Origin of the sequence: Ruegeria alba (assembly GCF_022321465.1) — a bacterium.
Taxonomy (GTDB): Bacteria; Pseudomonadota; Alphaproteobacteria; order Rhodobacterales; family Rhodobacteraceae; genus Ruegeria_B; species Ruegeria_B alba.
The window spans coordinates 98,172-113,413 of sequence record NZ_JAKOEM010000004.1 but is presented as its reverse complement, the minus strand read 5'-3'; the positions used below and the strand labels follow the sequence as shown (position 1 = coordinate 113,413).

At 64.6% G+C, this 15,242-nt stretch carries 14 protein-coding genes; 9 read left to right on the top strand and 5 right to left on the bottom strand.

Annotated elements, in window-relative coordinates:
* Nucleotides 1–29: 29 nt before the first annotated feature.
* Nucleotides 30–683, bottom strand: a complete 654-nt coding sequence (locus MB818_RS07320) for a peroxiredoxin (protein WP_234163152.1) — start codon at nt 681–683, stop codon at nt 30–32.
* Nucleotides 684–905: 222 nt separating this feature from the next.
* Between MB818_RS07320 and MB818_RS07315 the strand changes: the two genes are divergently transcribed.
* Nucleotides 906–2,345 (top strand): aldehyde dehydrogenase family protein, encoded by a 1,440-nt coding sequence (locus MB818_RS07315; protein ID WP_234176792.1) that lies wholly within the window; start codon nt 906–908, stop codon nt 2,343–2,345.
* Between the two features lie 156 nt (nt 2,346–2,501).
* Here the strand turns inward: MB818_RS07315 and tmpB are convergent, their stop codons facing one another.
* Nucleotides 2,502–3,092 (bottom strand): (R)-1-hydroxy-2-trimethylaminoethylphosphonate oxygenase, encoded by a 591-nt coding sequence (gene tmpB / locus MB818_RS07310; protein ID WP_234163151.1) that lies wholly within the window; start codon nt 3,090–3,092, stop codon nt 2,502–2,504.
* Nucleotides 3,089–4,225 carry a 2-trimethylaminoethylphosphonate dioxygenase gene (gene tmpA, locus MB818_RS07305; RefSeq protein WP_234138505.1) on the bottom strand — a complete coding sequence of 379 codons (1,137 nt, stop codon included), beginning with the start codon at nt 4,223–4,225 and terminating at the stop codon, nt 3,089–3,091. Before tmpA ends, tmpB begins: the two co-directional genes overlap by 4 nt.
* A 100-nt stretch (nt 4,226–4,325) precedes the next feature.
* Here tmpA and MB818_RS07300 point away from each other — a divergent pair, with 100 nt between their 5' ends.
* Nucleotides 4,326–5,189, top strand: coding sequence for a LysR family transcriptional regulator (locus MB818_RS07300; RefSeq protein WP_234163150.1), 864 nt, complete (start codon nt 4,326–4,328; stop codon nt 5,187–5,189).
* Here MB818_RS07300 and MB818_RS07295 read toward each other — a convergent pair.
* Both MB818_RS07295 and MB818_RS07290 read right to left on the bottom strand, forming a co-directional pair.
* Nucleotides 5,186–6,358: a benzoate/H(+) symporter BenE family transporter gene (locus MB818_RS07295; protein ID WP_238904613.1), complete on the bottom strand. Its 1,173-nt coding sequence runs from the start codon at nt 6,356–6,358 to the stop codon at nt 5,186–5,188. The two genes, MB818_RS07300 and MB818_RS07295, sit on opposite strands and share 4 nt — an antisense overlap.
* A gap of 88 nt (nt 6,359–6,446) precedes the next feature.
* Complete coding sequence (locus tag MB818_RS07290) at nt 6,447–6,629, bottom strand: DUF1674 domain-containing protein (RefSeq protein WP_234144378.1); 183 nt, start codon at nt 6,627–6,629, stop codon at nt 6,447–6,449.
* 94 nt (nt 6,630–6,723) lie between these two features.
* On the opposite strand from MB818_RS07290, the gene MB818_RS07285 reads away from it, so the two are divergent.
* The 7 genes from MB818_RS07285 to MB818_RS07255 all read left to right on the top strand — a co-directional run bounded on the left by MB818_RS07285 (nt 6,724) and on the right by MB818_RS07255 (nt 15,187).
* Nucleotides 6,724–7,995, top strand: a complete 1,272-nt coding sequence (locus MB818_RS07285; protein ID WP_238904610.1) for an RsmB/NOP family class I SAM-dependent RNA methyltransferase — start codon at nt 6,724–6,726, stop codon at nt 7,993–7,995.
* Between the two features lie 69 nt (nt 7,996–8,064).
* A complete protein-coding gene (locus MB818_RS07280) occupies nt 8,065–9,804 on the top strand; it encodes a heparinase II/III family protein (RefSeq protein ID WP_234138521.1) in 1,740 nt (579 codons plus the stop codon).
* A 22-nt stretch (nt 9,805–9,826) separates the two neighbouring features.
* Nucleotides 9,827–11,416 (top strand): bifunctional phosphoribosylaminoimidazolecarboxamide formyltransferase/IMP cyclohydrolase, encoded by a 1,590-nt coding sequence (gene purH, locus MB818_RS07275; RefSeq protein WP_234144375.1) that lies wholly within the window; start codon nt 9,827–9,829, stop codon nt 11,414–11,416.
* Complete coding sequence (gene lspA, locus MB818_RS07270) at nt 11,416–11,889, top strand: signal peptidase II (protein ID WP_234182662.1); 474 nt, start codon at nt 11,416–11,418, stop codon at nt 11,887–11,889. Before purH ends, lspA begins: the two co-directional genes overlap by 1 nt.
* 50 nt (nt 11,890–11,939) lie before the next feature.
* Nucleotides 11,940–12,458 carry a DUF3035 domain-containing protein gene (locus MB818_RS07265; RefSeq protein ID WP_234144373.1) on the top strand — a complete coding sequence of 173 codons (519 nt, stop codon included), beginning with the start codon at nt 11,940–11,942 and terminating at the stop codon, nt 12,456–12,458.
* Nucleotides 12,459–12,536: 78 nt separating this feature from the next.
* Nucleotides 12,537–13,880: a M16 family metallopeptidase gene (locus MB818_RS07260; protein WP_238904608.1), complete on the top strand. Its 1,344-nt coding sequence runs from the start codon at nt 12,537–12,539 to the stop codon at nt 13,878–13,880.
* Nucleotides 13,877–15,187 carry a M16 family metallopeptidase gene (locus MB818_RS07255; protein WP_234167518.1) on the top strand — a complete coding sequence of 437 codons (1,311 nt, stop codon included), beginning with the start codon at nt 13,877–13,879 and terminating at the stop codon, nt 15,185–15,187. Before MB818_RS07260 ends, MB818_RS07255 begins: the two co-directional genes overlap by 4 nt.
* The last annotated feature ends 55 nt before the right edge of the window (nt 15,188–15,242 follow it).

Here is a 15,242-nt window from a genome sequence, read left to right as displayed (position 1 = left end):
GCGCGGGTCGCCCCGCGCCCGCGATGGGCTTAGCCCGGGTTCTTTGCAAACCGCAGATAAGGCAGTTTGATGTCCAGCGCACCGTATTTTTCTTCGGCAGCGGCATTGTCCAGCGCCAGCGCGACGATCACGTCCTGCCCGGTTTCCCAGTTGGCGGGGGTGGCCAGCGGCTGCTGATAGGTGCGCTGAAGCCCGTCAAGCGCGCGCAGCACCTCGGCAAAGTTGCGCCCGACCGACATCGGGTAAGTCATCGACAGTTGCAGCTTCTTGTCGGGGCTGATGATGAAGACCGAGCGCACCGTGGCGCTGTCGGCGGGGGTGCGGCCATCGGGCAGATAGGCGTCGGCGGGCAGCATGTCAAAGGCCTTGGAGACCGCCAGACCTTCGTCGGCGATGATCGGAAAGCCGGCGGTGGCGCCGGCAAAGCTCTCGATATCACCCTTCCACTTCTTGTGATCCTCGACCCCGTCGACCGAAACGCCGATCACCTTGGTGTTGCGCTTGGCCCATTCATCAGCCAGTTGCGCCACGGCGCCGAATTCGGTGGTGCAGACCGGGGTAAAATCCTTGGGATGCGAGAACAGGATGGCCCAGCTGTCGCCGATCCAGTCATGGAACGCGATGCGCCCCTTGTCGGTATCGGCCTCGAAATTGGGAACGATATCGTTGATGCGCAAACCCATGGGGGATCTCCTTTGCTGTGAGTGCGAGTCAGTCGCGCCCAATCTAGCGATTGGTCCGCCCGGATACACCACCCGCGACAAGGTGCCGCCACAAGAAATCTGCGGGACGGCAAAATTTGATCAAATTTTGCGACCACCCCTTGCCGCGCGCTGTCTTGGGTGACACAGTGACCCCGATTCCCGACCGCCCGGTCGAAAACCGTCTGATCAGGAGAGGCAGACATGATCGAAAAGCGTGATTTCTACATCAACGGCGCCTGGGTTGCGCCTGCCGTCAGCAATGATTTCCAGGTCATCAACCCGTCGACCGAAGAGCCCTGTGCCGTCATCTCCCTCGGCTCCGAGGCCGATACCAATGCCGCCGTCGCCGCCGCCAAGGCGGCGCTGCCGGGATGGATGGCAACCCCCGTCGCCAAGCGGATCGCCCTGGTTGAAAAGCTGATCGAGATCTACCAGTCCCGTGGCGAGGATCTGGCGCAGGCGATGTCGCTGGAAATGGGCGCGCCCATCGACATGTCGCGCAGCCAGCAGGTGGGCGCGGGCACGTGGCACCTGAAGAACTTCATCCGTGCCGCCAAGGCGTTTCAGTTCGAGCGCCCGTTGGGCGATCATGCTCCCAATGACCGTATCATCTACGAGGCGGTGGGCGTCGCGGCGCTGATCACGCCCTGGAACTGGCCGATGAACCAGGTCACGCTCAAGGTCGGCGCCGCCGCCATCGCGGGCTGCACCATGGTTCTGAAACCCTCCGAGCAAAGCCCGCTCAACGCGATGATCTTTGCCGAGATGATGGACGAGGCCGGTTTCCCGCCGGGTGTGTTCAACCTCGTGAACGGCGATGGCGTGGGTGTCGGCTCGCAGCTTTCGTCGCATCCCGATATCGACATGGTCAGCTTCACCGGCTCGACGCGCGCGGGCACCGCGATTTCCAAGGCGGCAGCCGATACGCTCAAGAAAGTGCATCTGGAACTGGGCGGCAAGGGCGCCAACGTGATCTTTGCCGATGCCGATGACAAGGCGGTCAAGCGCGGCGTGCTGCACATGATGAACAATACCGGCCAGAGCTGTAACGCGCCCAGCCGCATGCTGGTGCAACGCCCGATCTACGACCAGGCGGTCGAAACTGCCGCCGAAGTGGCCAGCAAGGTCACCGTGGGCAACGCGCTGGACGAAGGCCGCCATATCGGCCCGGTGGTGAACGAGTTGCAATGGTCCAAGATCCAGGACCTGATCCAGAAGGGCATCGACGAAGGCGCCCGCCTGGTCGCGGGCGGTACCGGTCGGCCCGAGGGGCTGAACAAGGGCTATTACGTGCGCCCCACCGTGTTCGCCGATGCCAATAACCAGATGACCATCGCACGAGAGGAGATCTTTGGCCCGGTTCTGACCATGATCCCCTTCGATACCGAGGAAGAGGCGATCGAGATCGCCAATGACACGCCCTATGGGTTGACCAACTATGTCCAGACGCAGGACGCCGCCCGCGCAAACCGCATGGCGCGCGCGCTGCGTTCGGGCATGGTCGAGATGAATGGCCAATCCCGCTCTGCCGGCTCGCCCTTTGGCGGCATGAAACAATCCGGCAACGGGCGCGAGGGTGGCGTCTGGGGGTTGGAAGACTTCCTTGAGGTCAAGGCGGTCGGCGGCTGGGCCGCAGAGTAGACCGCAGCACAACATGCCTTCGCCCGCGCGGGTCTTTGCCGTGCGGGCGGGAGCCTCCGGCGGGAGTATTTGCAAACCAGAAAGAAGCAGGAGCGTTTTTGCTTCTTTCTGGTCGGAAATACTCCGGGGGTCTGGGGGCTGGCCCCCAGCTCCGCCCTATGATCCCGGCAGATGCCGGTCGACCATACGCTGAACCATCGGCGCGAAATGGTCGAAATCGGGGGTTTCCATATCGGCTCGCTTGCCGGCCTCGTCCAGATAGCGGACCTGAATGATTGCTTCGATGTTCGGGTTCCTTTCGAACTCGGCCACCTCTTCGGCAGTCATCGGCCCGCCCTGCAACTCCAGCGTATGGACCGAGGCGGGCGACAGGCGCGCGAAATACGCGGGCCTGGTGGCGCAGAGATAGCGTTTCGCGGCCACATGGTACTTCACGCAATCGGTGATCACCGGGGGGAAGAATGGTGCCAGCACCGCCTCGCCCGCATCCTCGTGATGGCGGTCCTCGGTGTCGTCGGGATGATAGGTGCCGAATTCCGATGTGAAATGCCCGATATCATGCAAGAGCGCGCCGACGATGATCTCCTCGGGCAGGCCGTTCTGTTCGGCGATGGTGGCGCCTTGCAGCATGTGCTGGGCCATGGTCACCGGCTCTCCCAGATATTCCTCGCCGCCGCGGCGGGCGAAGATATCACCAAGGAACGCGACGATGTTGTCGCGGTTGAGAGTTGTGAAATCAGGGTTCATTCCGCGGCCTCCGGCGCGGTGGCCTCCATTGCGGCGAGGGTCGAGAGGAGCCCGTCCTTGTCGGCGTAACACCCTTGCAACCAGCGCGACCCGGCGCCCGAATAGCCGGTGCGCGCATGCAGGACACGGGTGTTGTCGACGATGAAGCTCTCGCCCGGTTCCAGCTTGAATGCGACCCCCATCGCCGGGTCGTCGATGAACTCGGCCAATTGACGATAGGCGGCGTAATAGGCCTCCATCTTGTCAAAGGGGATATCCACGAAGGGGGCAGAGGAGCGGTTGTTGAACCGGATCGCCACCAGTTGACCGTCGGGGGACAGTTCGATCATCGGACGGCGCGCCCGCAGGCAGACCCCGTCCGAACCCCGGTATTCGAACCGGGCCGGATAACCTGCAAGCAGCGCGAACCCCTCGGGGTTTGCATCCCGCAACCGTTCGGCCGCGCGAAAGCCGTCAACCACGATACTGTCGCCGCCCTCGGCGCTGTTCTCCAGGCAGTAGAGGATTTGCAGCGTCGGCACCGGGTCGCGATAGGGGTTGTCGGTATGAGCCTGAAGGCCCAGCCCGGTATAGGCGAGGTTGGTGGGGTTCACCTCGGTCCGCACCTCGAAATAGCGGCCATAATTGGTCTCGCGCACATAACCGAAGAGATCGGCCACCTTGAGCAGCGCGCCGGGTTCGGCGGGGCCGCCGGTCAGCCGGGCAAAGCCGAATTCGGCCACTGCCGCCAGCCAGTCGCGCTTGGCCGCTGGATTGGTGTGCACGGCGGTCCAGTCGCCGCCGGGCGCGGCGATAGCGCTCTCCCAGGTGGTGATGCCGGGAGCGGTCCATCCGATCGGGTGGTCGTGATCCCGGTCATAGGCATGGGCGGCCAGCCAATCCGCCGGAAATGTGACGGTCTTGTTCTCGGGCAAGAAGGTGACCGACAGCGCGTCCCCAGCAAGCGCGGCCGCGCCGATACTCAGACCGGCGGGGATGTCGCCGATGGTGATCAGGCGCTGGCCATTGCCGGGCGCGCGGGTCGTTGGGTCCAGTGCGTTGTCGCGCAGCCAGACGGCGTGAAACCGTGCGGTGGCGCCATTGGCATAATCAAGGGTGACGATCCGGTCGGTATGGGTGACCTGGCGCAGCATGAGGCCTCTCCTTTGTCGCATATTTGCTGGCTTGAGAGATAGCGCGCCAAATGGCATCAAGATAGTTATCCCTTCTTTTGGCTTAGGGTTAGAAATATCTATGGGAAAAACACGCATCGGCTTGCCACCGCTCGACTGGTTGCGGGTATTCGAAGCTGCCGGCAGGCTGGGCGGGTTCTCGGCGGCGGCGCGGGAATTTGGGTTGACCCAGGCGGCGGTCAGCCAGCGGATCGGCAATCTCGAGGCCTGGCTGGGCCGGGCGCTGTTTGTGCGCGGACCGCGGGGCGTGACACTGACGGTTGAGGGCGAAAGCTATCTGCCGCTGGTACAGGAAAGCCTGTCGGCGCTGGCCCGCAGCACCGAGGACCTGTTCGGCACCGCGCCGACCGAGTTGCGGGTGGCGGGCCTTGCCTCGCATATCGAGGCGCTGGTGTTGCCGCGCGCGGCGGCATTTCTGACGGCGCATCCCGGAGTGCGGTTGATGAGTGATTCCGCCGCCCGCCGCGCCGGTCTGGACGAAGAACGGACCTGGTTGCAAATCCGGTTCGGACGTGGTGCCTGGCCCGGGCGCGAGGCGCTGCTGATCGCGCCCGAGATACTGGCGCCGATGGCGGCGCCGGGGCAGGGCTGGGATGCGGGTATCATCGACCTGCGCGGAGAGCGGCCCGGCTGGCGCGACTGGGCGCGCCTGACCGGAGCCATGCCCGAGGCACAGGCGCGGTTGAGCGTCGATTCCATGGGACATGCGCTGGCGGCCGCCGAACAGGGGATCGGGGTGGCTTTGGGCTCGCTACCTCTGGCGCGCGCGGCGCTGGGTGCAGGCCGACTATGCCTGCTGGACGCGCCTCGGCTACCGACGCGTGACGGGTATTGGCTGACCTGGCCCAGCGATCGCCTGACCGCGCGGCGTCAGCGCGCCCTGGTCGAGGGGCTTCTTGCTGTTCTGAGCGGAGAGGGCGGCTAGACACGCATGCGCCGCAACCGGTCCGATATCGCCTGCATCAAACCGCCGATCACCAAGCCCCAGACGGCGGCGTTGAGCCCTAGGATGGTGATGCCCGACGCGGTGATCAGAAAGGTGGCGGCGGCGGCCTGCCGATAATCGGGCTCTTCCAGCGCCGCCAGCGTCGAGCCGGCAAAGACACCCAGCAGCGCCACGCCCGCAACGGTTCCCAGAACCAGCGCAGGGGCCAGTGCCGCAAATCCGGCGATGACCCCGGCAAAGAGGCCCAGCACGCAATAGAACAGCCCGCCCATGACAGCCGACCAATAGCGCTCGGTCGGGTCCGGGTGGCTCTCTTCGTTGGCGCACATGGCGGCGGTGATTGCTGCCAGACAGGTGGCCGGAGACCCGAAGGGCGCCGACAGCACGCTGGCGAGACCGACCCCGGTTACCAGAGGCGCCGGGCGCGGCTGATAGCCATAGGCGCGCAGCACCGCCAGGCCGGGCACGTTCTGGGTCGCCATGGTGACGATGAAAAGCGGCAGCGCGATATTGGTCAGCGCCTCCAGCGAAAAGACCGGGGTGACCCAGACCGGCGCGGCAATCAGCGTTTCTGGCGCCGGAATGTCAAAGCCCGCGTTGACGGTGACGACCAGCGCCCCGGCGACCACAGCGGCGGGCACTGCAAAGGGGCGGCTGATCTGGCTGATGATGAACCAGGTCAGCAGGATCGGCAGGGCGAGAAAAGGTATCTCTGCCAATGCCTGAAACGGGCGCAGGCAAAGCGAGAACAGCACCCCCGCCAGCATCGCCTGGGCGATCGGACCGGGGATTGCGGCGGTCAACCGGCTGAGCGGGCGCCACCAGGCCGCGATCACGGTCAATGCGCCCGCCAATATGAACCCGGCCACAGCTCCGCCGAACCCATCCTCGGGCATCGCCGACACCGCCAGCAACGCGGCGCCCGGCGTGGACCACGCGACCGAGACGGGCGACTTGGTCCAAAGGCTCAACACTATCCCGGTGAGGCCCATCGAGAGCGCCGCGAACATCAGACCCGAGGCCGCTTGCGCAGTATCCGCGCCAACCCCTGCCAGACCCTGCAAGACGATCGGAAACGAACTGAAAAAACCGACGATAGCCACGACGAGGCCGGTCGAGACGGTTTGCATCGGAGGTCTGGAGGTCATGGAAACTCTCTGTCGCCCTTTGGGCCAATCTTGCCTTGCGTCAGAGAGTGCGGTCTGGGTCGCCGGGTTGCAACCCGGAACGCGCTGGTCAGAAGTCGATGGCGATGCCCTTCTTCTCCCAGTCGCCGTAACGGGCCGGGTCCGGTCCGTCGCGCCCTCCCAGCTCCTTGGGCAGCGGCTTGGCCTCGGCCTCGGCCTTGCGGCGGCGTTCCTCGGCCTCGGCAAGGGCGCGTTGGGCGGCGGGGGGCAGGTCTGTGCGCGGCTCGCTCATGGCTTTGCTGTTCCTTTCGGTCTGGTATCCTGATACACGCCCGCGTCCGCCCTTGGCAATGCGGGCGGATGGTCACAACCGGACGAGGCACCCCATGGCGGACAGCGCGACCCAGGCGCGACAGAGCGCGATCTATCTGCTCGACCAGATTTTGGGCGAGGGGCGGCTGTTGTCCGAATGCCTCGGCGCCGGGGCGCTGGACCGGTTGCCGCCCGAGGAACGCGCCCGCGCCCAGCGGCTGACGCTTGACACCTTGCGTGGGTTGGAACGTGCCGACCGGCTGCTGAAACCGCATCTGCAAAAGGCGCCGCCGCTGAGCGTGCGCAATGCGCTGCGATTGGGGACGGTCGAGCTGGCCCATGGCGAAGCCGCCCATGGTGTGGTGCATTCCATGGTCGAGATTGTCGGCCGCTCGCGCCGGCACGGGCGGCTCAAGGGGCTCGTCAACGCGGTACTGCGCAAGGTGGCCGCTGATGCGCCAGCTAACTGGGCGCGGCTCCGGGTGCCGCGCCTGCCGCGCTGGTTGCGCGATCCGCTGGTTCAGGCCTGGGGCGCACCTGCCGTCGCGGCGATGGAGGCGGCGCATTTCGCGGGCGCTCCACTTGACCTGACGTTGAAACCCGGAGCATCCGCGCCAGGCGGAGAGGTGCTGCCTACAGGGTCGGTCCGTTTGCATGATGCGGGGCAGGTCTCGGCCCTGCCGGGCTTTGCCGCCGGAGACTGGTGGGTGCAAGATGCCGCCGCCGCGCTGCCGGTGCGGCTGCTCGATCCGCAACCGGGCGAGACCGTGCTGGACCTGTGTGCCGCGCCGGGGGGCAAGACGATGCAACTGGCCGCCGCGGGGGGGCGGGTCACCGCTCTCGATATCTCCGAAGGGCGGATGGCCCGCGTGCGCGAAAACCTTGCCCGCACTGGCCTGAGTGCCGAAACGGTGGTGGGTGATGCGTTGGAACAGGGCGGTCAATATGATGCGGTGCTGCTAGATGCGCCCTGTTCGGCCACCGGCACCATCCGCCGTCACCCCGATCTGCCGCTGGCCAAGGACGGTTCCGAATTCGGCGCGCTGATCGAGTTGCAGGCGCAGATGATCGCCCATGCCTGGACCCTGGTCAAACCCGGCGGGCGCATGGTGTTCTGTACCTGCTCGCTGTTGCCGGACGAGGGCGAGGTGCAGGTTGAAGAGGCACTGACGCTTTATCCCGATATGACCGTTGACCGCGCCGCGCTGGACCTGCCGGGCATCGACCCCGCCTGGATCACCGAAGAGGGCGGTCTGCGCCTGCGCCCCGATTATTGGTCCGAAAGGGGCGGTATGGACGGGTTCTACATGGCGGTTCTGCGCAAGGCGGCCGACGGTCCGGAATAACCGGTGACTTGCGGCGCCGGTGCCGCTATCCTCCGCCACAAACGCCAAAGAGCGTGAGAGGCAGAGCGTATGTCCGGTTCGCATAACATGGTCAGCAGATGGGCGCGGTTCCAGAACCGTCTTTACGCGCGTCTCAGCCAGCGGCACAAATCGGTGCGCGCCTTTGTCTCGCAGCCCGAACCGCGCACCATCGGTTCATATGCGCGCGGGCGACAGCTGGTGGCGGGCAATCTGCTGTTTGCCGGCTATCTGGTCGAATCCCAAAGCAGCGGCCTGTGGGAGGTCGAGGCGCCCAATGGGGCCTTTGACGACGAACGGCAGGGCTTTGCCTGGCTCGACGATCTGGCCGCCGTGGGCGACGTGCGTGCGCGCGAAAAGGCGCAGCGCTGGCTGTGGGGCTGGATCGAGGCGCATGGGCGCGGGCGCGGTTCGGGCTGGACACCCGAGCTGACCGGGCGCCGCGTCATCCGCTGGATCAACCACGCTCCGTTCCTGCTGCGCGGCGTCGAGCCCGAGCAAAGCCATGCTTTCTTTCGCTCGCTGGGACAGCAGACCTGGTTCCTGTCGAAACGCTGGCCCGGCGCCAAGCCGGGTCTGGGCCGGTTCGAGGCGCTGACAGGGGTCATCTATGCCGGTCTGGCGCTGGAAGGGTTGGAGGAACTGGCCGACCCGGCGGTGCGGGCGCTGGCGCGCGATTGCAACAACCAGATCGACAAGGAAGGTGGGCTGCCCACCCGCAACCCCGAGGAGTTGCTGGAGGTGTTTACCCTGCTCAACTGGGCCACCGCAGCGCTGCACGAGGCGGGGCGCGGCGCGCCGCATGCGCAGACCGAGGCAATCGAGCGGATCGCACCGACCTTGCGCGCCCTGCGCCACGCGGATGGGCAACTGGGTCGTTTTCACGGCGGCGGGCGCGGGCTTGAAGGGCGGTTGGATCACGCACTGGCGGCCAGCGGCGTGAAGCCGGTCCATGCCGAGGGGCTGTCGATGGGCTATGCGCGCCTGTCGGGTGGGCGTACCAGTGTCATCGTCGATGCCAGCGTGCCGCCGCGCGGCGCCGCCTCCTATAACGCGCATGCCTCGACCCTGGCGTTCGAGCTGACCTCGGGGCGCCGCCCGCTGATCGTCAATTGCGGCTCGGGCATCAGTTTCGGGGTGGAATGGCGCCGGGCCGGACGGGCCACGCCGTCCCATTCCACCCTCTGCCTCGACGGGTTCTCGAGCGCGCGCCTGGCCGACCCCGAGCGCGGCACCGGGCTGGAGGCACTTATCGAAGGCCCGACACAAGTGCCGGTCGAGATCTCGGAGATGACGGATGGCATCCGCTTTCAGGGCGGTCACGATGGTTATGCCAAGGTGTTCGGCCTGACCCATGCCCGAACGCTGGAGTTGAGCCATGACGGGCGCGGACTGGCAGGCGAGGACATGCTGCTGGCGATGGACGATGGCGCCAAGCGCCGGTTTGACAAGGCGATGGATGCTTCGGTGCTGGCAGGGGTCGGATTCGACCTGCGCCTGCATCTGCACCCTGAGGTGGACGCGGCGGTCGATCTGGGCGGCGCGGCGGTGTCGATGGCCCTCAAAAGCGGCGAGATCTGGGTTTTCCGCCATGATGGCAAATATAAATTGTCATTGGAGCCAAGCGTTTATCTTGAAAAGACCCGCCTGAAGCCGCGCGCGACAAAACAGATCGTTCTATCCGGGCGCGCAATGGAGTATGCGACCCGCATCCGGTGGACGCTGAGCAAGGCGCAGGACACCGCGATTGCCATTCGCGACCTGAACCGGGACGAACCCGAATTCGACTGATCCGCATAAGGACCCCGAGCAAATGACCGACCTTTCCCCCGTGCGCCGCGCGCTTCTTTCCGTTTCCGACAAGACCGGACTGATCGAGCTGGGCCAGGCCCTCGCCGCGCGCGGGGTCGAGCTGTTGTCGACGGGCGGCACCGCCAAGGCGCTGCGCGATGCGGGTCTGACGGTGCGCGACGTGGCCGAGGTGACCGGTTTCCCCGAGATGATGGATGGCCGGGTCAAGACCTTGCACCCGATGGTGCATGGCGGCCTGCTGGCGCTGCGCGACAATGCCGAGCACGTAGCGGCGATGGAGCAGCACGGTATCGCGGGCATCGACCTGCTGGTCGTCAACCTCTATCCGTTCGAGGCGACCGTGGCCAAGGGTGCCGCCTATGACGACTGTATCGAGAATATCGACATTGGCGGCCCGGCGATGATCCGAGCGGCGTCCAAGAACCACGCCTTTGTCAACGTGGTGGTGGATGTCGCGGATTATGACGCATTGCTGGCCGAGATGGCGGCCAATGACGGCCAGACTTCCTATGCCTTCCGCCAGCGGTTGGCTCAAACGGCCTATGCCCGCACCGCCGCCTATGACGCCGCCGTCAGCAACTGGATGGCCGGTCAACTGGCACTGGAGGCCCCCCGCCGCCGCGCCTTTGCCGGTGAGCTGAAACAGACCCTGCGTTATGGCGAGAACAGCCACCAGCAGGCGGCGTTCTATATCGATGGTTCGAACCGTCCGGGCGTGGCCACCGCGCGGCAGTTGCAAGGTAAGGAGCTGAGCTACAACAACATCAACGATACCGATGCCGCGTTTGAGCTGGTGGCCGAATTCGCGCCCGAAAACGGCCCGGCCTGTGCGATCATCAAACACGCCAACCCCTGCGGTGTGGCGCTGGGCGCGACCCTGTCCGAGGCCTATCAGAAAGCGTTCGACTGCGACCGCACCAGCGCCTTTGGCGGGATCGTGGCGCTGAACCAGCCGCTGGATGCCGAGACCGCGGGCAAGATCGTCGAGATCTTTACCGAGGTGGTGATTGCTCCTGGTGCCAGCGAAGAGGCGATCGCGATCTTTGCCGCCAAGAAGAACCTGCGCCTGCTGCTGACCGACGGTCTGCCCGATCCGCGCCAGCCCATCGTGGCGATGAAACAGGTGGCCGGCGGCATGCTGGTGCAGGACAAGGATGTGGGCCATGTCGATCTCGCCGACCTCAAGGTGGTGACCAGGAAGGCCCCGTCTGATGCGCAGATGGCCGATCTGCTGTTTGCCTGGAAGGTCGGCAAGCATGTCAAGTCGAACGCCATCGTCTATGTCAAGGACGGCGCCACCGTGGGTGTCGGCGCGGGTCAGATGAGCCGTCTCGACAGTGCCAATGTCGCTGCCGCCAAGGCGCAGCGCATGGCGACCGAACTGGGCCTGCCCGAAAGCCCGGCCAAGGGCTGCGCCGTGGCCTCGGACGCGTTTTTCCCGTTCCCCGACGGTTTGCTTGAGGCGGCTGCGGCAGGGGGCGCTTGCGTGATCCAGCCCGGCGGCTCGATGCGCGACGACGAGGTGATCAAGGCCGCGGACGAGGCGGGTCTGGCCATGGTCTTCACCGGCATGCGCCATTTCCGGCACTGATGCGCGCCCGGCTCCTCTTCTGGTCCGCCTTCTGGGCCTTTCTGATCGACCAGATCAGCAAATACCTGGTCGTGCACGTGATGGACGTGGCCCATCGCGGCAGCATCGAGGTGCTGCCGCCGTTCCTGACATTTCGCTATGGCGAGAATCGCGGCATCAACTTTGGCCTGTTCCAGGGTGAGGGCGATGCCGCGCGCTGGATACTGATTGGCCTGTCGCTGGCGATCTGTGCGGTCGTACTGTTCTGGTTGTCGCGGGGACGCCCGTCGCGGTGGATGCTGATCGGAGGCGGGTTGCTGATCGGCGGTGCGCTCGGAAACGTGATCGACCGGCTGATCTATGGCTATGTCCTCGATTTCCTCAACATGTCCTGCTGTGGTATCGACAACCCCTATGTGTTCAACGTGGCCGATATCTTTATCTTTGCCGGTGCGGCGGCGCTGATCCTGATGGATGGCAAAAAGCCCTCGTGACGGGCGCGCGGATATGCGATAAAACCCGACGAAACAGGCAGGAGATGACCATGCGCGCGCCGCTGGCTTTGATCGTGATCGCGACCGCCCTGGCGGTATCGGGCTGCTCCAGCAAGGGGCTGCGCGATATCCGTTCGCAGGGGACCGGACCCGACGAGTTCGCCATCATGCCGGTGAAGCCCTTGACCCAGCCCAAGGATTTCAACGTGTTGCCCGCGCCGACACCGGGTGGCGCCAACCTGACCGATCCGACGCCCGCCGCCGATGCGGTGGTGGCGCTGGGCGGCAAGGAGACCGCGCTGCAACCGGGTGGCGGCATTCCTGCCTCGGATCAGGCGCTGGTCAGTGCCTCCAGCCGCTATGGCGTCCCCGCCAATACGCGCACCGCGCTGGCCACCGAAGACGCCGAATTCCGCAAGCGTCAGGGGCGCTGGACCCGTATCCGGCTGTTCCCGGTCGATCGCTATGAGCAGGCCTATCGCAAGGAAGCGATCAACCCGTTCAACCAGAACGAGCGCTTCCGTCGGGCCGGGGCCGCGACGCCCTCGGCGCCGCCGGAAAGTGAATAATCCTTAATTTTACGTCAGCGCGTCTTGAACCTTGCCGGGCCTGCCGTAGGTTGTCGGCTAGCGATACGGAGGATGCGCATGGTCCGGGCTTTTGCTCTTGTTGCCGCTCTTGTCTCGGCTGCGCCGCTCTGGGCGGCGCCCGAGGGACAAGAGGCGGTCACCACCTTTACCCTGCAAAACGGTATGGATGTCGTCGTGATCGAAGATCACCGCGCCCCCGTGGTACAGCAGATGGTCTGGTACCGGGCCGGATCGGCGGACGAGCCGGTCGGTTCCTCTGGGGTGGCACATTTCCTCGAACACCTGCTGTTCAAGGCGACCGAAACGATGGAGGCGGGTGAACTCTCGGCCACCGTGGCGGCCAATGGCGGCACCGACAACGCCTTCACCTCTTATGACTATACCGCCTATTTCCAGCGGGTGGCGTCCGATCGACTGGAACTGATGATGCGGATGGAGTCGGATCGGATGCGCAACATCCGCCTGACCGAACGCGATATCGAGACCGAGCGCGATGTGATCCTGGAGGAACGCAACCAGCGCACCGAGAACAACCCGCGCGCCTTGTTCGGCGAACAGATGGACGCGGCCCAGTTCCTCAACCACCGCTATGGTGTCCCGGTGATCGGCTGGAAACACGAGATGGAAACGTTGGACATGCAGGATGCGCTGTCCTTCTACCGCACCTATTACGCGCCCAACAACGCCATCTTGATCGTGACCGGCGATGTAGAGCCCGAGGCGGTGCGCACCCTGGCCGAGACCTACTACGGCGTGATCCCAGCTAACCCGGACCTGCCCGAGAGGTTCCGCAGCCAGGAACCGCCGCAAACCGCCGCGCGGCGCTTGACGTTCAAAGATGCGCGGGTGGCGCAACCCTATGTTCACCGGTCTTATCTCGCGCCCGAGCGTGATGCTGGCGCTCAGGAGACGGCCGCCGCACTTTATCTGTTGGCCGAACTGCTGGGCGGGGGCACCACGTCCTACATGAACGAAAAACTTCAATTCGACAGTCAGACGGCGATCTATACTGGTGCGTTCTATAATGGGTTGTCACTGGACGACACGACATTTGACATGATCGTGGTGCCGGCACAGGGCGTGTCCCTGACACAGGCCGAAGCGGCTATGGACAAGGTATTGGTGGATTTTATCTCAGAAGGGGTAGATGCCGATGACCTCGAACGGATCAAGATGCAGTTGCGCGCGGCTTTGATCTATGAGCGCGACAATGTCGACGGGATCGGAAATCGCTATGGCGCGGCGCTGGCCAGCGGCCTGACCATCGCCGATGTGCAGGCCTGGCCCGATGTTTTGCAGGCCGTGACTGGTGACGACATCATCGCCGCCGCGCGCGCGGTGCTGCGGCCCGAGGCATCGGTGACGGGTTGGTTGACCAATGTCGAGGAGGTGACCCAATGAGGGCGTTTGTTGCAGCATTGACGGTGCTGGTCTTGGCATTGCCGGCCTGGGCCGAAGTCAAGATCCAGGAGGTGACGTCACCTCAGGGTCATAACGCCTGGCTGGTCGAGGATCACTCTATCCCGTTCACCGCACTCGAGATCTGGTTTCGCGGCGGTACCTCTCTAGATGCGCCGAGCAAGCGGGGCGCGACCTATCTGATGACCGGCCTGATAGAGGAAGGGGCGGGTGATCTGGACGCGCGCGCCTATGCTCGGCGCCTAGAGGAGCTGGCGGCGTCGTTCGGCTTCGACGTCAGCGATGATACGCTCACCATTTCAACTCAGTTCCTAACAGAAAACCGAGATCAGGTAATTGACCTGCTGCGGACAACCTTGCATGCGCCCCGATTTGATCCGGACGCTATAAACCGGGTGCGCGCCCAGGTATTGTCCGGACTGCGCTCGGATCAGACCGACCCGCACCGCATCGCAGGCGCGTCGATGTCCGAAGCTGTCTATGGTGAGCATCCTTACGCAACCGAAGGCAAGGGTACGATCGATAGTGTCTCGGCGCTGACGCGGGACGATATTGTAACGGCCTTCAGAGGCGCGATTGCCCGTGATAGGGTCTATGTCGGCGCGGTCGGCGACATCTCGGCGGAGGAGCTGAGTGTGCTGCTTGACCAGTTGCTGTCCGACCTGCCGGAAAAAGGGGTTCCGATCCCGAACCGAGCGCAGGTGACTATTCCCGGACCGGTACGGGTGGTCGATTTCGATACACCGCAGTCGGTGGCACTGTTCGTCCAGCAGGGGATCGACCGTAGCGATCCCGATTTCTTTACCGCCTACATCCTGAATCATATTATTGGTGGAGGCGGTTTTGAGAGCCGACTGATGCAGGAGGTGCGCGAGAAGCGTGGTCTGACTTACGGTGTATACTCGTATCTGCTGCCCAGAGAGTTGGCTTCGGTCTATATGGGGTCTGTGGCCTCGGCCAATGACAAGATCGCCGAGGCGGTGTCCGTCATACGCGATGTCTGGCGGGATGTGGCGGTTAATGGTGTGACGGCCAAGGAACTGGAGGATGCCAAGACGTATCTGACAGGTGCTTATCCGCTGCGTTTTGACGGCAATGGACGGATCGCCAATATCCTGGCCGGGATGCAGATACAGGGTCTGCCGATTGACTATATCGCCACCCGCAACGACCAGGTGAATGCGGTGACGCTGGAAGAGATCAACGCATTTGCCGCCGGTTTCCTCGACCCAGAGGGATTGAGCTTCACCGTCGTGGGCAAGCCCGTGGGGCTGGAAGGAACCAACTGACCTCTGGCGCATCGGGCGCGGCGGGGCCGTTTTCCGGCTCGGAAAACGGGCCGGA